Below are 15,190 nucleotides of genomic sequence, written 5' to 3' on the forward strand. Positions count from 1 at the left end.
AATACTGCAACTGCCCTAGTAGCTATCTAGTGTTGAGATTAATACTGGTTTTCAAAGTAGCTTTCGATAATCAATACGGCTGAAACGGCGTCAATCTGGCCTTTTGTTAGCGCTTTAAAGCCGCCTAGCTCAAATAATCTCGCTTTAGCATCTGCAGTTGTGAGGCGTTCATCTTGAGTGGCAATTTTCACCCCAAAACGACCGTTAATTCGATTAGCGAATTTTCGAGCTCGTTGAGTCATCTCTTGTTCAGTGCCGTCCATATTTAACGGTAAACCTACAACCACGATATCGGGTTGCCATTCTTTCAATAATTTATCGATATCATCCCAATTAGGGATCCCATCAAGCGCTTTAATTGATAATAAAGGTGTAGCACTAGCAGTAATGGCTTGACCTATAGCGACACCAATACTTTTGGTGCCATAGTCGAACCCTAAAACGGTTTGTGGTTGCATGTATATCTCTTTGTTTAATCTTTAGAGGACGCTTTAAAAGCAACAGTCTAGAGCGCTACGCTGCTAGGACGCTTCGCGGCTAGATTCTATAAAATCTTAGCAGCGAAGCTGTCCTTAGCAGGACGCAGTCCGCCCTAGAAGCATAGCGACCCTAGCAGGACGCAGTCCGCCCTAGAAGCATAGCGACCCTAGCAGGACGCAGTCCGCCCTAGAAGCATAGCGACCCTAGCAGGACGCAGTCCGCCCTAGAAGCATAGCGACCCTAGCAGGACGCAGTCCGCCCTAGAAGCGAAGCGACCTATGCTAAGCATGACCGACCTGACTAGACATTTGCCAAATGTCGAAGCCAAGTTGTTGAGTCGCCGTTTGCCACAACTTTTCAGGTTCTATGGTAAAAAGTAATTCTGCTGAAGCTTTAATGGTTAACCAGGTGTTATCGGCAATTTCTTGCTCAAGCTGATCTTTACTCCAACCAGCGTAGCCAAGGGCGACGATAAATTTTTCAGGCGATTTATTAGAGCCTATCGAGGCTAAAATATCTCGTGAAGAAGTTAACATAGTCTGTTCACTGATTTCAGTGCTATTAACCCAGTGTTTTTGAGGTGTATGCAGCACAAAACCGCGCTCTGGTGCTACAGGGCCGCCAATGAGTACTTGGCTATCTAAGGAGAATAAAAATTCTGGCGATAAATATAGCTCCATTTGTTCAAGCAGCTCTTCAACCTCAACTCCAATTGGACGGTTGACCATTATTCCCATGGCACCCTTTTGGTCATGTTCACAAATATAAATGACCGAACGTTCGAAAAATGTGTCATCCAATGATGGCATCGCAATTAAAAAGTGGTCTTTTAAGCTATCCATATGCTCTCCCCAATAGTGCTTTAGCGTTTTGTATTATCCACCCGCTAATTTCACTGTGAAATTTAACTTGTCTAATATGGATTTTATTTGTTCACGATTGTCGGTTTGCACTTCAATACAGAAGTCTTTCACTGTACCACCACAGCCACATTGTTTCTTCAGTTTTAGTGCTAGGTCTTTTAGGGCTTTTTCATCTAACTCGAGCCCTTTGATAACACTCACGCCTTTGCCTTTACGACCTTTACTGTCTTTGTGAATGCGCACGATGCCGTCACCAGTTGGTATTTCAGCTTGTGGCTTGGGTTGATCAATACGGCCTTTATCAGTGCTATACACTAATGCGATATTAGGATCTATTCTCATATTATTTCTTTAGCGTCAAAACATTATTTGAGTTTAACAAATCATAAAAGCGGAGGCGAGGATATAAAGCTAAAAGCCTGGGGACTGGGACGCTTCAAAAGCAACAGCCTAGAGCGCTACGCGGCTAGATTCTATAAAATCAACATACCAGCCGCGTTGCGGCCTAGGATCTTAGCAGCGAAGCGCCCTAGCAGGACGCAGTCCGCCCTAGAAGCGAAGCGCCCTAGCAGTGACGGAGTCACGCCCTATAATTATAGAAAAGGTTTTACAAGATTTGCCATCATATTGATGTGGTCGTCGTTGTCGTTTAAACATTCAATGTATCTGAATTTTTTACCACCTGCATCTTCAAATACATGACGATTCTCACCTTTAATCTCTTCTAAGGTTTCTAGACAATCGGCGCTAAATGCTGGGCAGATAACGGCGATATCGGTGATACCTTTTTCAGGAAGACTACCAATAGTGACGTCGGTATAAGGTTGCAACCATTTAGCTTTACCAAAGCGAGATTGGAATGTTGCTACATAGTCGTCCTCACTTAAGCCTAATTTTTCTACGACTAAGCGAGTCGTTTTTAAACAGAAACAGTAATAGGGATCGCCTAAATGCAAGTTACGCTCAGGCATACCATGATAAGACATCACTAGTTTTTGCGGTTTACCGTGCTGATCAAAATCTTTTTGAATTGATGCAGCAAGGGCATCAATAAGATCCGGGTTATCATGGTAAGTGTTGATAAAATGCAGTGCTGGAATATAACGCCATTTCATTAATTCTTTGGCTAAAGCATCAAATGCTGAACCTGTGGTTGGCGCGGCATACTGCGGATATAAAGGCAAAACTACTAAGTTATCAACGCCTTGTTTGTGCATAGCTTGTAAGGTCCTCGACGTTGATGGAGAACCATAACGCATAGCTAAATGTACACTTGCATCGTACCCTTGCGCTTGTAGATGTTTGGCTAGTTTGGCTTGTTGACGTTGACTTATATCAAGCAAAGGAGACCCTGCTTCGGTCCATACTTGCTTGTACAAGGCAGCCGATTTAGCAGGACGAATACGTAAAATAATACCGTGAAGAATGATCATCCATATCAGTTTAGGGATCTCTACCACTCGAGGATCTGCCAAAAACTCAGCTAAATAGATGCGAACAGCTGATGCAGTGGGTGCATCGGGTGTACCTAGATTTAATAATAATACGCCGGTTTTGCCACGAGCTTTGTGGCCGGTTTCTTTATCTAGCCCTGAAAATCTAGCCAAAGTATCTTCTCCGTTATTGGTATGGATTGATAAATACATCTCACCTTGAATAATTGGTGAGATTAAATCAATATTGTATCGTATTCATTTAACACAAAAAGAGCGCTAGTTATCGATTTTATCATCAAATAAATCAGCGCCCGGCAGCATCTATCTTAATCAAACGATTATCTAGCTTAATTAGTTAAGTTAACGTCAGCCCAGCTAATGCATTATCTTAGTTAAATCATTCAAATAAGTTAACAAGTTATAAAACAGCTTCGATGGCTTTTTTCAGTTCATCACTATCGGGTTTAACACGAGAGCTAAACTCCTTCACTGTTTGGCCATCACCAGAGACAACATACTTATAGAAATTCCATTTTGGTGCAGCGCTTTTGGCGCCTAAGTATGTAAATACTGAGTTAGCATTATCACCTCTAACAGGCGATGTCGCCACCATAGTAAAGGTAACACCGTAATTAATAAAACACACATCAGCTGTTTTTGCTTCGTCTTTTTCTTCTTGGAAAAAATCATCTGATGGAAAACCAATGATCACTAAACCTTTGTCGGCATATTGCTGGTGTAATGCTTCAAGTGCTTCAAATTGAGGGGTAAATCCGCAATGGGATGCGGTATTAACAATTAATACTGCTTTACCTTGGGTGAGTTCACATAAATTGATGTTTTCTTCGGAATGTAACTTGCGGGCTTCAACATTGAGATAGTCAGGACAACTTGCAGCTAAAGCACTACTACTAAGGCTTAATAAGCCGACTGCGGTTATATATTTAATCATGTTAATTTGTCCTTTTCTCAAAGTTAATAGGCACCGGTAAATAAATTTATCGGTGCCTAATGAAGTATCAATACTTTATACGTAATACTTTTTTATTGAGATCAAAACGTTTAGAAATAGAAACCAACATTGATGTTTAAACGTGAATGCCACGAAGTATCGCCATTGTCGATACCAACACCTGCTCCATCAACAAACCACATATTTTTACCGGCAATCCAATCTACATAAGAATAAAATTTACCTGCAGTGATGGCAACACCAGTCACATTCTGGATAGAATCATCAAGACCTGGGCCAGATGCCATTACCTGGCTATAATCGTTGTAAAAATTCAAATTAGTGATTGGTCCCCAATCAACGTCAACCGATTTAGCAACGTTAACGGTAGCAACATCGGCTTCTGCAGCAATTTCAAATGGATATTGGAAAGCACTTAGCGCAATACGTTCACTGTTGTCTATGTCATAGTCATAATGAATATATTGTAATTGTAATTGCCATTGTTTCCAGTCAAGTTGCCAATGCGCTGCAGCGGCAAGACCATTGGTATCTTCACCCGCTACCGTAGCGGCATTAGCGATATAATCTAATTGGCTGTACTGTAATGAACCACCTAACTTATGAGTAACTTCACCAGAAGTGAATTCTCGCTCGATACGGGCGTTAATTTGTCCTGCCTCTTCGTATGGTGAATCGGCTGTGGTAGCAGCATCAAATGAGTAACGATCATAATTAGAACCGTCGCCAATTTCGTCATTGACAAAATAAGCTAAATCGTAACGCCAACCATCTTGTTCATTTTTGTAATGGATACCAGCATCATAATCATCTTCAAAGCCAAGATAATAAGTAGCACCGAACCAAAATGAATGGGCTGCATAAGGCAATAAACCAAATGGCACTTGGGTTACACCCACTTGCACTGATTGGGCTTCATCAAATTGATAACCCATGTAAGCATGATGTACTACGTCCATGTTTTCATACCAACGATACTGAGCTGAGGCAAATAAGCCATCTTTGCTCTTATAGTTAACGTCAGCACGGAACAGTTCAAACTCAAGCTTGGAGTTGTTGTCGTAATCTTTCCAACCGTAGTTTACGCGTACTGCACCGCCGATATCGACTTCATCTGTAACTGGTACTGCTGAGGCCGCGAATGGAAACAAGATTAGCGAAGATAAGACGGTGACTTTTTGCCATAACTGCATGAAACATCCTTGAAAAAATAATGTGATAAAGTGGAAAATTGACAAACGTACAATGTAACTAACCTTTACGCAGGATAAGAGATGCGGTGAATAGACTAATATAAAAAGACTTTATCTATTTCATATCAAACTTGTTATTTGTTTTACTAACAAGACGCATTGACGTATCAATACCAGCCTTTTACTTGTCGGAGTTAACCGAACAAAGCGCTATTTGATAACCCTTTATCCCAAGCTAAATTTAGTTACATGGATAAAATTAACGGTAAGCGGATTTTACGTTCTTTTTTCATTACGGCATCCATAATGACAATCCAATAGCCATTATAACAAAAAAGGCCGCAAAATGTACCTTGCGACCTACAACAACAAACAGTTAAGTGGATAATGCACTCATTTACAGCTAAAAATGTCCATTAATCCATATCAAGGGTAATGCCATCCAGCGTACCTGAAGAGGTTGCTTCATTATTTTGTAATTTAATCATTAGACGTAAATCATTAGGTGAGTCGGCATGATGCAGTGCATCTGCGTAACTAATTTCACCCTCTACATACAAATCAAGTAATGCCTGATCAAAAGTCTGCATACCTTGCTCGCGCGACTTACTCATGGTTTCTTTAAGTAAATGCAACTCGTTTTTAGCAATTAAACTGGCGACTCGTGGGGTATTAATTAACACTTCAATAGCGGCTCGACGCCCAGTTCCGTCTGACTTAGGAATTAACTGTTGTGCCACAATGCCACGTAAATTTAATGACAAATCAAATAATAATTGATTGTGCTTACTTTCTGGCACTAAATGCATAATACGATCGAGTGCTTGGTTGGCGTTGTTGGCATGCAATGTCGCCATACATAAATGACCTGTTTCGGCAAACGACAATGCAAACTCCATCGTCTCCTGTGTGCGGATTTCACCAATCAAAATCACATCTGGAGCTTGACGCAGTGAGCTTTTAAGCGCTGCCCCAAACGAGTCAGTATCAATACCGACTTCACGTTGAGTAATTATACTTTTTCGATGATTATGGACAAATTCAACTGGGTCTTCAATGGTTAAAATATGACCGCGAGAATGAGCATTTCGATAGCCCACCAGCGCAGCTAATGAAGTTGACTTACCGGTACCTGTGCCCCCAACCATAATGATAAGGCCGCGCTTACTCATGACTAAGTCTTTTAAAATAGCCGGTAGTTTTAAGTCATCAACTTCAGGAATTTGGGTTTCAATACGGCGCATTACGCAACCGGCTGATTCACGTTGCCAAAAAGCACTCACCCGGAAACGACCTAAATCTTTTGCCGCAAAAGCAAAGTTACATTCGCTAGTTTCGTGAAATTCTTTCTTTTGAATATCACTCATCAACGACTCAACAAACACCAGCGACTGCTCTGGCGTTAATCGCTCTTCAGATAATTGACGTAACTCACCGTCAATTTTGGCACTGGGTGGAAAACCGGCGGTAATAAATAAATCTGACGCCTTTTTCTCAACCATGATATTTAAAAATGGACGAACATCCATGATCCAGTTCCTTAGAAATTAGCTTGTTTATTCGAACTTTTCTGCATTGCATCTTCACGGGTAATCAAGCCACGATTAACTAACGTTTGTAGGCACTGATCAAGAGTTTGCATTCCATGGGACATGCCCGTTTGGATAGCAGAGTACATTTGTGCGACTTTATCTTCACGAATAAGATTTCGGATCGCTGGCGTTCCCATCATAATTTCATGAGCCGCCACTCGGCCACCACCAATTTTCTTGATTAATGTTTGCGAAATAACCGCTTGAAGTGATTCTGACAACATGGTGCGTACCATACTCTTTTCACCTTCTGGGAATACATCGACCACACGGTCAATGGTTTTTGCTGCTGAGGTGGTATGCAAGGTACCAAAAACTAAGTGACCCGTTTCTGCGGCCGTCATGGCTAAGCGAATCGTTTCAAGATCGCGCATTTCACCCACAAGAATGACATCCGGGTCTTCACGTAATGCACTTCTTAATGCCGCATTAAAGCTATGGGTATGTTTGTGAACTTCACGTTGATTAATTAAGCATTGTTTGTTTTGGTGAACGAATTCGATTGGGTCTTCAATGGTTAAAATATGGTCATGTCGGTTTTCATTAACGTAATCAACCATGGCTGCCAAGGTAGTCGACTTACCTGAACCCGTAGGGCCTGTTACTAGCACTAACCCACGTGGATAACTGGCAATTTTCTTAAAAATATCTGGTGCACCAAGTTGCTCAAGCGACAAAATTTCAGACGGAATGGTACGAAAGACGGCACCTGCGCCACGCGACTGATTGAATGCGTTAACACGAAAGCGGGCTAAGTTAGGTACTTCGAATGAAAAATCTATTTCTAGATGTTCTTCATAGTCTTTACGTTGTTTATCATTCATGATGTCATAGACAAGACTATGAACGGCTTGATGATCTAACGCAGGTAAATTAATTTTTCTTACCTCACCATCAACGCGGATCATAGGAGAAACGCCTGCTGAAAGATGCAGATCTGACGCTTTGTGTTTTACACTAAAAGCGAGTAATTCAGTGATTTCCATTGTAGAGACATCCATTTAACCAACATTATGACAACAATAGCAGACAGAATATCAATCGCCCAGAGTAGAATTAATCAAGCGGCGCAAAATTGTTCACGCTCATCTGGTGAAATAAGCCTACTGGCGGTGAGTAAAACTAAACCTATCAGTGACATCATTGCCGCTTATAAAGCGGGCCAACGTCAATTTGGCGAAAACTATGTCCAGGAAGGTGAAACTAAAATTATTGCCTTACAGGCAGATTATTCAGATATTGAATGGCATTTTATCGGCCCGCTACAATCCAATAAAACCAAAATTGTTGCTGAGTATTTTGATTGGATGCATACCCTAAGCCGCGATAAAATTGCCCAACGTTTACACGAGCAACGCCCGAGTAACAAAGCGCCATTAAACGTATGTATTCAAGTCAATATTAGCCAAGAAGACTCTAAATCGGGCGTTAATGCTACCGATGTGGCAGCGTTAGCACTTACTATCGCAACTTTACCTCATCTTAAATTACGCGGATTAATGGCTATTCCAACCGCGACCGATGACACTCAACTCCAACAACAAGAGTTTGCCCAATTAAAACAACTGTTTGATCAACTCAAGCAACAATATCCTAGCGTAGATACGCTATCTATGGGAATGAGTGGTGACATGGACATTGCTATTGCCAACGGCTCGACCATGGTACGCATCGGCAGTGCGATCTTTGGTGAAAGATAAAATCAACAGCCTAGAGCGCTGCGCTACTAGGACGCTATAAAATCAACAGCCTACTCGCGAAGTGACTAAATCAAGCAGCGAAGCGATCCTAGCAGGACAAAGTCCGCCCTAACAGCGTAGCGATCCTAGCAGGACAAAGTCCGCCCTAGCAGCGTAGCGAACCTAGAACCTAGAAGCGTAGCGTCCTAGTACTGAATTAGGTAACATACACGGCAACTGAACATAAATTCACTTATTTATTGGATACAGACTTAATGACTCAAGCAAAAGTATGTTTTATCGGTGCGGGCAATATGACGCGTAGCATTATTAGTGGCTTAGTTAAACATGGCTATCCTGGTGATCTTATTCATGCAACCAATCCAAGCAAGGGTAAGTTGGATGCATTGCAGCAAGATTTTTCGATTCAAGTTTCCCACGATAATAATGCTGCTGCACAAGCTGCCGATGTCATCGTGCTAAGTGTAAAGCCTCAATTAATGGCGGCCGTTTGCGAAGACTTAAGCTCACTAGACTTAACCGATAAGTTAATCATTACTATCGCTGCAGGTATTCCAGCGTCTCGTTATCAAGTTTATTTTAAACAACCCATCAAACTTATCCGCACTATGCCAAATACTCCGACTCAAATTGGTTACGGTATGACAGGTATATATGCTGATGACAGTATTTCAGCTGAACACAAAGCTATTTGTGCAACGTTAATGCAAAGTGGCGGCAAAGTAGCTTGGGTTGATAATGAGTCAGAATTAGATCAAGTTATCGCACTTGCTGGTAGCTCTCCTGCCTATTTCTTCTTGTTTATCGAATCGATGATCGCTTCAGGGGTCAAAATGGGTATGGCAGAAGACAAAGCAAGGCTATTGGCTGAACAAGCTGCTTTAGGCGCCGCGCAGATGGTCATTCAAAACCAGCAATTATCGGTTACAGAGTTACGTCAAAATGTTATGTCAAAAGGTGGTACCACAGCCAGAGCCGTTGAGACTTTTCAACAAGGCGGTTTAGTTGAATTGGTCGACAAAGCCATGACAAACTGCGTTGCTCGCGCCCAAGAGATGGCTAAAACATTTTAACGGTATTAAATGAATGATTATTTAATTTAAGATTAACTTCGTTGGTGTAAAATTGCTTACATAATACTAAGCTGGCATGCATCAAACCTGAGTAATAATCGCTTATATTGTCGCTTAATTAACAAAAAAAATTGTTAATTTACACACTGATTATTGTACTAATTAAAGTGCCTAATGGCATAAAATTAAACACTAAATTACTAGCACTAAATTACATAAACGTAAGGCAAAACCTATGAATGCAATGAGTTTTTTAGTCAACACGCTGTTTGACTTGTACCTAATGATCGTCATTCTTCGTTTTTGGCTACAGCTTGCAAGAGCGGATTTTTACAATCCATTTAGCCAATTTGTGGTTAAAGCGACACAACCTATTATCGCACCAATGCGTCGACTATTACCTTCAATAGGACGAATAGATACTTCATCAATGCTACTGGCATTAATAGTAGTATTAGTAAAAATGTTAGTACTTACTTTCATGACCAATGCCACTGTAGACATCGTTACCTTGTTATTATTCTCGGTTATTTCAGTAATAAAACAAGCGGGTGTATTACTTTTTTGGATGTTACTTATTCGCGCAGTATTAAGTTGGTTCAATCAAGGCTACAACCCAATAGTGATGGTAATGACTCAATTAACAGAACCTATTTTAGCGCCTGTACGTAAAATATTGCCTGCAATTGGTGGCTTAGATTTATCGGTATTAGTAGTATTTATTGCGATGAACTTCATCAATATGTTGTGCGCGCAATACATTCCTTTTTGGGCGATTATTTAGTTAGCGGGCATCATTACATGATGAATGCCGTTAGCTATATCAACGATGAGCAGCAAGGTGACTTACTGCTCATCGTCTATATACAACCCAAAGCCAGCCGCGATCAAATTATCGGCTTGCACGGTAACGAATTAAAAATAGCCATAACAGCACCACCGATTGACGGTAAGGCAAATGCTTATTTATCTAAGTATCTTGCAAAAGCCTGTAAAGTACCTAAAAGTCAGGTGCATATTATTAAAGGTGAACAAGGTCGGCATAAACAAATTAAAATATGCCAACCTCGAGTTATTCCACCAGAGATAGCGGCACTGCTATAAGCGTACTTTTAAAGCTCACTCATCTATAATAACCTTACTGCTCAAGATCCTAAGGACAAGATTATGTTTCAATCATTGCGTTTATCTCGGCCACTTTTACCAATACTATTGCTATCTCTCATCACAATTAGCAGTATCGGCAATGCTCACGCAGAACAAAAACAACAAGTCGGTAATTTCGATATTCATTATATGGCACTCAGCAGCACCTTTATTACCCCTGAAATTGCGAAAACCTATGGCATAGAACGCAGTAGTTATAATGGCTTAGTTAATATTACCGTGCTAAATACTAGCCAAGATGGACACCCGGCTGTTCCCGTTGAAATATCGGGTATCGCCAACAACTTAATAGATGCCCGCATCACACTTGATTTTAAAGAGATCCGAGAAGGACACTCCATCTATTACATCGCAGAAGTACCTTACAGAGACGATCAAGAGGTTAATTTTACGATTGCCATTAAATACGGCAAACAATTAAATACTTCTTTGAAGTTCAAACAGAAGTTTTATGTAGATTAAATCATCGATAACAAGCGGTATCGAGCGATATCGAGCCTAGAGCGCTGCGCTGCTAGGACGCTTCGCGGCTAGATTCTATAGAATCAACAGCCTAGTCGCCCAGCAACTCAATTTTAACAGCGAAGCTGTTCTTAGCAGTGACGAAGTCACGCCCTAGAAGCGGAGCGCACTATCCGTGTAGCGGCCTAGGATCTTAGCAGTGACGAAGTCACGTCCTAGAAGCGAAGCGCCCTAGAAGCGAAGCGGCCTAGTTACCGCCGTAGCCTATCGCGGGGTAGTTAGCGTATAATGACGGCAAATTTACCCTCATCTAAAAAACTTATGCATACCTTAGCCAAACAACAAATTGTTCTTGCCAGTGGCAACAAAGGCAAACTTGCCGAATTTGATCAAATGCTAACAGCATTTAATATTGAAGTATTACCACAGAATAAATTTAATGTTTCCGAGGTTGCAGAAACAGGCACCACGTTTGTTGAGAATGCCATCATTAAAGCGCGTCATGCTGCAGAAATTACCGGTAAAGCTGCTATTGCAGATGATTCTGGTATTGAAGTCGATGCACTACAAGGTCAACCAGGCATATATTCCGCACGATATTCTGGCGCTGGGGCCACTGAAACCAGCAACTACCTAAAACTATTGGATGCTCTTCAGGGCGAAAAACTTCGTAGTGCCCGCTTTCAATGTGTATTGGTGTACATGCGCCATGCAAAAGATCCGACGCCTATTATTTGCCAGGCCTCATGGGAAGGCACCATAAACCATGCTCCTCAAGGCGATAAAGGCCATGGTTATGATCCTATTTTTATCCCGCAAGGCTTTGACTGCTCGGCCGCTGAATTAACTGGCGATCAGAAAAATGCCCATAGTCATCGGGGCAAAGCACTTGAACTGCTAGTAAGTGCAATGAAAGCTCAAGGCATCATTACATCAAACATTACATCAAACATTACATCAAACAACACTACGGATGATCATCAATAAATGACATTGCAATTGCCACCACTTAGTTTGTATATCCATATCCCTTGGTGTGTACAAAAATGCCCTTATTGTGATTTTAACTCCCACGGCCAAAATGGTGAGTTACCTCAACAACAATATGTTGATGCGTTATTAGACGATTTAAAACAAGACCTGGCTTATGTTCAGGGTCGAAAGATCCATACTATTTTTATCGGTGGTGGTACACCATCGTTATTTGACGCTAGCCAAATCCAACGCATACTTGAAGGTGCACAAGCATTAATCCCTTTTGAAGATGATATAGAAATCACCATGGAAGCCAATCCTGGCACATTAGAGCATGATGACTTTAGTGCTTACCGCGCGGCGGGTGTGACAAGACTATCCATTGGGGTACAAAGCTTCTCAAAAGAAAAACTGAACCTGCTAGGACGGATCCATAATGAGGATGAAGCTAAAGTGGCAGCGCAAAAAGCTAAACAAGCTGACTATTTAAGTTTTAATCTCGACTTAATGCATGGTTTACCGAACCAAAGCTTTGATGAAGCCATGCACGATATTGATACCGCAACCGCATTAGCCCCTCCACATTTATCTTGGTATCAACTCACCATTGAACCTAATACCTTATTTCATTCAAAACCACCACAATTACCAGACGATGAGAATCTGTGGCAAATTTATGAACAAGGTCAACAACGCTTAGCCGCTTTAGGTTACGAGCAATACGAGATCTCCGCCTATGCTAAACCAGGATATCAGTGCCGTCATAATCTTAATTATTGGCAATTTGGTGACTACCTTGGTATTGGTTGCGGAGCCCATGGTAAAATTACCCTGCCCGACTCAAATCAAATTGTGCGTACAGTTAAAATCAAGCACCCTAAAGGCTATCTCGCGGCAGAAAAATATACTTTTGAAACCACAGATGTAGTTGAAGAAGATCGCCCATTAGAATACTTAATGAACCGTCTTAGATTGATGACTCCAATTCCTAAAACCGAGTTTGAGCAACGCACCGGTCAACCTGCAGAAGTAGTCAAGGCAGGCATGCAGAAATCAATTGAACGAGGCCTATTAACCGAGACCACAACACATTGGCAATTAACATCTAAAGGCCATATGTTTGTAAATGACTTACTGTCTCAATTTATTTAATCCGCCAATATGACTCGCGGTTTAGCGTTATAAACAGGTAACTGCGAGTCGACTCTTAATTATTCCCCTTATAAAAAAATACATTTCACTTACCAAAAATACACACTTTCTAACATTTATATTGACACTTTTAGACAAAGCTTGATTAGGATGTGCTCCTATAACTTAGGTACTTTGGGAAGATATTAATGTCTATTAAAACAAAAATAACTCTGGTTGCTGTTGCGTTATCGAGCTTATTAAGTGCATCGGCTATTGCTAATTTACACAACATGCCACAATTGAGTCCTCAAGAAAGTACAGCAACATCTAACCAACAAACCGAAACAGAAAAAGCCAACGCGTTGTTTGAAGCCATTTTTATGGAAAATGTGATGGCAAATCCAATTAACCAAACTTACCTTGGTATTAAACAAGATTATGGCAAGTGGAATGACTTAACAGATGCTGCTGCGGATGCTGACTTAGCCCGTATTAAAAAGCAGCTTATAAGGCTCACTCAACTTGATGAAACTAAGCTCGATCAACAAGCTGCATTAAGTTTTGAGCTATTGAAAGCCAGTTTAGAGCATACAATTAGCGATGATAAATGGCGTTATCACACTTACCCGATAAATCAAATGTACGGCGTTCATTCTATCGTGGCTTCATTTCTTATCAATCAACACCAGATAACCGATGAAAGTGATGCAAAAGCCTATATCAGCCGTTTAAACGCGGTACCGACATTATTTTCACAACTCGAAACGTCATTAGAAATTAGAGCTAAAAAACACATCATCGCGCCGAAATTTGTGTTCCCTTATGTGATTTCAGACAGTAAAAATATTATTAGTGGTGCTCCTTTTACCGAGACAGGAAAAGACAGTGCGCTATGGGCTGATGCAACACGTAAAATAAATAAGCTCGATATTAGCGATGACAAAAAACAAGCTTTATTAAATGATGTTAAACAAGCTTTGTTAACTAACGTGAAGCCTGCTTATGAGCAATTAATCACTTATACCAAGTCACTTGAAGCACGTGCAGATACTAAAGATGGCGCCTGGAAACTACCAGACGGAGAAGCGTTTTATAATAACGCCCTCGCCCGTACAACCACTACTGACATGAGCGCAAACACTATCCATGAACTCGGTTTAACTGAAGTTAAGCGTATTCATGATGAAATGCGCGTCATTATGAAAAAAGTACAGTTTGCCGGTAGCTTGAAAGAGTTTTTTGTTTTCATGCGCGATGACAAACAATTTTACTATCCTGACACCAACGAAGGTAAAGCGGCCTATATCACGCAAGCAAAGTCTCTAATCGATACTATGGAGTCTCGATTAGATGAAGTCTTTACCATTAAACCTAAAGCGGCTTTGGTAGTACAAAAAGTAGAGGCATTTAGAGAGAAGTCTGCAGGAAAAGCCTTTTACGATCAACCTGCACCAGATGGCTCTCGCCCAGGTACCTATTACGCTAATTTATACAAAATGAAGGCGATGCCAAAGTATCAAATGGAAGCACTTGCTTATCATGAAGGGATCCCTGGCCATCACATGCAAATCGCGATAGCACAAGAATTACAAGGTATTCCAAAATTTAGAAAATTTGGCGGTTACACTGCTTATATAGAAGGTTGGGGACTTTATTCTGAATACTTCCCTAAGGAAATGGGCTTATATGCCGACCCATACTCTGACTTTGGCCGTTTATCAATGGAGCTATGGCGAGCATGCCGTTTAGTGGTTGATACTGGCATACACGCTAAGAAGTGGACTCGTGAACAGAGCATTGCCTATTATGTTGATAACACCCCAAATGCTGAATCTGATGCAATTAAAATGGTCGAACGCCATATTGTTATGCCATCACAAGCTACCGCTTACAAAGTGGGTATGATTAAAATATTACAGCTACGTGAACAAGCAAAAAAAGAGTTAGGCTCAAAGTTTGATATCCGCGAGTTTCACACTTTAATATTGAAAAATGGTCCGTTGCCATTAGACATACTTGAAGAGCAAGTAACTAAATGGATTAAACAAGTTAACTTACTGTAAGTTAACAGCTAACTATGTTCTAACGTAAAACGGCAACCTAAGGTTGCCGTTTTACGTTGATCATTACCACAAAAAAATA

16 protein-coding genes are annotated in these 15,190 nt (G+C 41.0%); 8 read left to right on the top strand and 8 right to left on the bottom strand.

Going from position 1 to position 15,190, the window contains the following annotated elements; all coding sequences use genetic code 11:
• Positions 1 to 38: 38 nt before the first annotated feature.
• From ruvX to EGC82_RS16450, 8 genes are all read right to left on the bottom strand, one after another.
• A complete protein-coding gene (gene ruvX, locus EGC82_RS16415) occupies positions 39 to 458 on the bottom strand; it encodes a Holliday junction resolvase RuvX (protein ID WP_124731711.1) in 420 nt (139 codons plus the stop codon).
• A gap of 303 nt (positions 459 to 761) precedes the next feature.
• The gene (locus EGC82_RS16420; RefSeq protein WP_124731712.1) at positions 762 to 1,322 is read right to left on the bottom strand and encodes a YqgE/AlgH family protein; all 561 of its coding nucleotides are present in this window, start codon (positions 1,320 to 1,322) and stop codon (positions 762 to 764) included.
• 33 nt (positions 1,323 to 1,355) lie between these two features.
• Complete coding sequence (gene yciH, locus EGC82_RS16425; RefSeq protein WP_124731713.1) at positions 1,356 to 1,685, bottom strand: stress response translation initiation inhibitor YciH; 330 nt, start codon at positions 1,683 to 1,685, stop codon at positions 1,356 to 1,358.
• 251 nt (positions 1,686 to 1,936) lie between these two features.
• The gene (gene hemH / locus EGC82_RS16430) at positions 1,937 to 2,950 is read right to left on the bottom strand and encodes a ferrochelatase (RefSeq protein WP_124732680.1); all 1,014 of its coding nucleotides are present in this window, start codon (positions 2,948 to 2,950) and stop codon (positions 1,937 to 1,939) included.
• A gap of 247 nt (positions 2,951 to 3,197) precedes the next feature.
• Positions 3,198 to 3,731, bottom strand: coding sequence for a glutathione peroxidase (locus tag EGC82_RS16435; RefSeq protein WP_124731714.1), 534 nt, complete (start codon positions 3,729 to 3,731; stop codon positions 3,198 to 3,200).
• A gap of 110 nt (positions 3,732 to 3,841) precedes the next feature.
• Complete coding sequence (locus tag EGC82_RS16440) at positions 3,842 to 4,945, bottom strand: hypothetical protein (protein WP_124731715.1); 1,104 nt, start codon at positions 4,943 to 4,945, stop codon at positions 3,842 to 3,844.
• Between the two features lie 416 nt (positions 4,946 to 5,361).
• On the bottom strand, positions 5,362 to 6,474 hold the full coding sequence (locus tag EGC82_RS16445) for a PilT/PilU family type 4a pilus ATPase (protein WP_124731716.1): 1,113 nt from the start codon (positions 6,472 to 6,474) through the stop codon (positions 5,362 to 5,364).
• An 11-nt stretch (positions 6,475 to 6,485) separates the two neighbouring features.
• Positions 6,486 to 7,523, bottom strand: coding sequence for a type IV pilus twitching motility protein PilT (locus EGC82_RS16450; RefSeq protein WP_124731717.1), 1,038 nt, complete (start codon positions 7,521 to 7,523; stop codon positions 6,486 to 6,488).
• Positions 7,524 to 7,550: 27 nt separating this feature from the next.
• On the opposite strand from EGC82_RS16450, the gene EGC82_RS16455 reads away from it, so the two are divergent.
• The 8 genes from EGC82_RS16455 to EGC82_RS16490 all read left to right on the top strand — a co-directional run bounded on the left by EGC82_RS16455 (position 7,551) and on the right by EGC82_RS16490 (position 15,111).
• Positions 7,551 to 8,237: a YggS family pyridoxal phosphate-dependent enzyme gene (locus tag EGC82_RS16455; RefSeq protein WP_124731718.1), complete on the top strand. Its 687-nt coding sequence runs from the start codon at positions 7,551 to 7,553 to the stop codon at positions 8,235 to 8,237.
• A 254-nt stretch (positions 8,238 to 8,491) separates the two neighbouring features.
• On the top strand, positions 8,492 to 9,310 hold the full coding sequence (proC, locus tag EGC82_RS16460) for a pyrroline-5-carboxylate reductase (RefSeq protein ID WP_124731719.1): 819 nt from the start codon (positions 8,492 to 8,494) through the stop codon (positions 9,308 to 9,310).
• A 235-nt stretch (positions 9,311 to 9,545) separates the two neighbouring features.
• On the top strand, positions 9,546 to 10,094 hold the full coding sequence (locus EGC82_RS16465) for a YggT family protein (protein ID WP_124731720.1): 549 nt from the start codon (positions 9,546 to 9,548) through the stop codon (positions 10,092 to 10,094).
• A gap of 20 nt (positions 10,095 to 10,114) precedes the next feature.
• The gene (yggU, locus tag EGC82_RS16470) at positions 10,115 to 10,414 is read left to right on the top strand and encodes a DUF167 family protein YggU (RefSeq protein WP_124732681.1); all 300 of its coding nucleotides are present in this window, start codon (positions 10,115 to 10,117) and stop codon (positions 10,412 to 10,414) included.
• Positions 10,415 to 10,477: 63 nt separating this feature from the next.
• Positions 10,478 to 10,939, top strand: coding sequence for a DUF4426 domain-containing protein (locus tag EGC82_RS16475; RefSeq protein ID WP_124731721.1), 462 nt, complete (start codon positions 10,478 to 10,480; stop codon positions 10,937 to 10,939).
• A 288-nt stretch (positions 10,940 to 11,227) separates the two neighbouring features.
• Entirely contained in the window at positions 11,228 to 11,926 is a 699-nt protein-coding gene (gene rdgB, locus EGC82_RS16480) for an RdgB/HAM1 family non-canonical purine NTP pyrophosphatase (RefSeq protein ID WP_124731722.1), read from the top strand.
• A complete protein-coding gene (hemW, locus tag EGC82_RS16485) occupies positions 11,927 to 13,066 on the top strand; it encodes a radical SAM family heme chaperone HemW (protein ID WP_124731723.1) in 1,140 nt (379 codons plus the stop codon).
• Positions 13,067 to 13,254: 188 nt separating this feature from the next.
• On the top strand, positions 13,255 to 15,111 hold the full coding sequence (locus EGC82_RS16490; protein WP_124731724.1) for a DUF885 domain-containing protein: 1,857 nt from the start codon (positions 13,255 to 13,257) through the stop codon (positions 15,109 to 15,111).
• Positions 15,112 to 15,190 lie beyond the last annotated feature (79 nt).

The sequence above is a fragment of the Shewanella livingstonensis genome (assembly GCF_003855395.1).
Lineage (GTDB): Bacteria > Pseudomonadota > Gammaproteobacteria > Enterobacterales > Shewanellaceae > Shewanella > Shewanella livingstonensis.

Coding starts and splice junctions, on each gene's coding strand:
- ruvX (WP_124731711.1), bottom strand. CDS start 458: ATGCAACCACAAACCGTTTTAGGGTTCGACTATGGCACCAAAAGTATT.
- EGC82_RS16420 (WP_124731712.1), bottom strand. CDS start 1,322: ATGGATAGCTTAAAAGACCACTTTTTAATTGCGATGCCATCATTGGAT.
- yciH (WP_124731713.1), bottom strand. CDS start 1,685: ATGAGAATAGATCCTAATATCGCATTAGTGTATAGCACTGATAAAGGC.
- EGC82_RS16435 (WP_124731714.1), bottom strand. CDS start 3,731: ATGATTAAATATATAACCGCAGTCGGCTTATTAAGCCTTAGTAGTAGT.
- EGC82_RS16440 (WP_124731715.1), bottom strand. CDS start 4,945: ATGCAGTTATGGCAAAAAGTCACCGTCTTATCTTCGCTAATCTTGTTT.
- EGC82_RS16445 (WP_124731716.1), bottom strand. CDS start 6,474: ATGGATGTTCGTCCATTTTTAAATATCATGGTTGAGAAAAAGGCGTCA.
- EGC82_RS16450 (WP_124731717.1), bottom strand. CDS start 7,523: ATGGAAATCACTGAATTACTCGCTTTTAGTGTAAAACACAAAGCGTCA.
- EGC82_RS16455 (WP_124731718.1), top strand. CDS start 7,551: ATGACAACAATAGCAGACAGAATATCAATCGCCCAGAGTAGAATTAAT.
- proC (WP_124731719.1), top strand. CDS start 8,492: ATGACTCAAGCAAAAGTATGTTTTATCGGTGCGGGCAATATGACGCGT.
- EGC82_RS16465 (WP_124731720.1), top strand. CDS start 9,546: ATGAATGCAATGAGTTTTTTAGTCAACACGCTGTTTGACTTGTACCTA.
- yggU (WP_124732681.1), top strand. CDS start 10,115: ATGAATGCCGTTAGCTATATCAACGATGAGCAGCAAGGTGACTTACTG.
- EGC82_RS16475 (WP_124731721.1), top strand. CDS start 10,478: ATGTTTCAATCATTGCGTTTATCTCGGCCACTTTTACCAATACTATTG.
- rdgB (WP_124731722.1), top strand. CDS start 11,228: ATGACGGCAAATTTACCCTCATCTAAAAAACTTATGCATACCTTAGCC.
- hemW (WP_124731723.1), top strand. CDS start 11,927: ATGACATTGCAATTGCCACCACTTAGTTTGTATATCCATATCCCTTGG.
- EGC82_RS16490 (WP_124731724.1), top strand. CDS start 13,255: ATGTCTATTAAAACAAAAATAACTCTGGTTGCTGTTGCGTTATCGAGC.